Genomic DNA, 2,269 nt, shown 5'->3' on the forward strand with positions numbered 1-2,269 from the left:
GGTGCTCACGGCATGGAAAAGCCGGCACCGTTCCGTGAGCGGCCACCAGGGCCGCTATCCGATGCGGGAGATCGTGAACTCGATCCTCTACCAGTCCTGCCGCCCGTGACCGAGGGTTGAACCGCACGCATCAGCAAGGAGTAGACCAGCCGATCCCTGAGCCCGGCCCCGGCCAGCAACTGTTCGCCCCTACTGCCTCGTCCACCCTGACCCTCTCCCCTCCGGCTCGCACAGCCTGACGGCGACGACGCATCGGGCCCAGACACCTCACGCCGGTGCTCGATGCCCAGGTCATCGGTGGGGTCGGCCGCCCGGGACGAGAGCGGATGGCCAGACAGAAGACCAGGTCACGGACAATATAGCTAACCAGACCGCCCTCGCCTACAGTCAGGCCGATCACCAGAAGAGGAAGCGGTTCATGGGGTTTCGATTCGGCATGCGCATTGGCCCAGTGTCAGTGTCAGCACGAGGCGTCCGCGCCAAGGTAGGACCCGTCAGCGCCGGGGTAGGGCGCCGCGGGATGGGGGCGGGAATCAGCGCAGGACCCGTCAGCGTGTCAGCATCGACCGGGTGGGGCGGCAAGTCACGCCGCGACACCTCTCGCGCTGACGGCAGCCGTGGCACCCCTCGCGAGGGCAGCAGCCAGACAGCGTCAATGCAGGAGGCGCTGCCCTACCAGCACCCCGCGAATAAGCCGCGCGGATTGTCAGAGTGGGACTTCCTTTTTGACCCGAACAGTGACCGGCCGCCGGGGGGCTGGGGTTGGCAACTCCGGAAGCCGAAGGACAGCGAGAGAGACCAAGCGGTTCGGGCGCTCGCCGAATTGATCGGGGAACAGCGGGATCGGGAGCTGTTGCACTTGCTGGTGGCCAAGGCAAAAAAGGATGGGGACCCCGTGTGGCTCGCCTATCTGAAGCACGTCCGCGCGCTCGGGAAGCCCGTCACATGGGCCATGTGCGGTCATTGCAAAGCCACCGGATTTTCTTGGGTAGGGTCCCGGTAACCATCACGCAGCGCCCTCCGCCATCTGAGTAGGCGGTTCGTGAGGTGATGTCTGTTCCGGGCTTGGCTACTGCTTTCGACTGAAGGTGCCGGGCTCGGCTTCAGCGAGAATTCTCAGTGTGACCAGGCGTTTCATCTTGGCGCGAGTGCGTTCGACGTGCTTCGGCAGGAGCTCGAAGTCGAGGGCCTCGCAGATGTCGCGGGCCCTCAGTGGGCCGGTGGCGTCGTTGAAGACGGCGAGGATGCGCGGGTAGTCCGGGTGCTCGGGCAGCTCCAGACTCCCTGATGGGTCGGTGCTCGGGGGCGGGATTCGGTCGGCGAGGCCGGTGATGGTCGTGCGGGTGATGACGAGGTGTTCCAGACGCAGTTCGGCCTCGCGGAGCTGGGTCTGAAGGGTGTCGATCCGGGTACGGAGATCGTCGGCCAGGGCCCGGACTGCGTCTTCCTGAAGGTCGAGCGCCTGGAGGAGAGGGTTGAGGTTCACGCGCCGACCACCTGCGGATCGCGCCAGGTGAGTGCACTCGCGTCGGTGAGCCGACGGGCCATGACGTGGGTCATGGCCCAGTAGACGCGCGAGGCGGAGGAGGCCGGGCGGTGTTCGTAGTCGCGGACCAGACGCCGGTGCAGTATCAGGGTCCCGAACGTCTGCTCCACCCTCCACCGCTTCGGCTGCGGCACGAATCCCCGCTCCTCGGGGTTGCGCCGGACGATCTCGACGTCGATGCCGAGTCCGGCCCCGTGCGTGACGACCTGGTTCTTGAAGCCCTGGTCGACCAGTGCCTTGCTCACCGAGCCGTCGGCCGCGACGGCGACCTGGTCGAGCAGAGCGATGCCGACGGCGTTGTCGTGGACACTCGCGGCCAGCACGGTGACGGCGATGACCAGGCCGAGGACGTCCACGGCCAGTCCCCGCTTACGGCCAGGCACCCGTTTCGCGGCGTCTTTGCCCGTCGTGACCGTGGGGACCCCGGTGGCCGCCCGGACACTCTGGGTGTCCAGGATCACCAGGGTCGGGTCCTCTAATCGCCGGTTCCTCTCCCGCACCTGGCAGCGCAGGAGTTCATGGATCTGCCGGTCGGTACCGTCGTCCCGCCAGGTCGCGAAGTAGTAGTACGTCGCACTCTTCGGCGGCAGGTCGTTCGGCAACAGGGCCCACTGACAGCCGGTCCAGGACTGGTAGAGGATCGAGTTCACGATCTCCCGCATCGGATAGCGGCCCTGGTGGCCGCTCACGGAACGGTGCCGGCTTTTCCATGCCGTGAGCACC

Annotated in this window: 2 protein-coding genes and 1 pseudogene; 1 reads left to right on the forward strand and 2 read right to left on the reverse strand. The window is 66.7% G+C overall.

Annotated elements, in window-relative coordinates; genetic code table 11:
• Nucleotides 1-97: pseudogene (locus OP79_RS58405) on the forward strand (IS5/IS1182 family transposase); the annotation flags it as partial.
• 972 nt (nucleotides 98-1,069) lie between these two features.
• On the opposite strand, the gene OP79_RS48720 reads toward OP79_RS58405, so the two are convergent.
• A complete protein-coding gene (locus tag OP79_RS48720; protein ID WP_033329669.1) occupies nucleotides 1,070-1,486 on the reverse strand; it encodes a hypothetical protein in 417 nt (138 codons plus the stop codon).
• The gene (locus tag OP79_RS48725; RefSeq protein ID WP_063742171.1) at nucleotides 1,483-2,268 is read right to left on the reverse strand and encodes an IS5 family transposase; all 786 of its coding nucleotides are present in this window, start codon (nucleotides 2,266-2,268) and stop codon (nucleotides 1,483-1,485) included. The genes OP79_RS48720 and OP79_RS48725 overlap by 4 nt, the downstream gene beginning before the upstream one ends.
• Nucleotide 2,269 lies beyond the last annotated feature (1 nt).

It is taken from the genome of Streptomyces yerevanensis, from assembly GCF_000716805.1.
Taxonomy (GTDB): domain Bacteria; phylum Actinomycetota; class Actinomycetes; order Streptomycetales; family Streptomycetaceae; genus Streptomyces; species Streptomyces flaveus.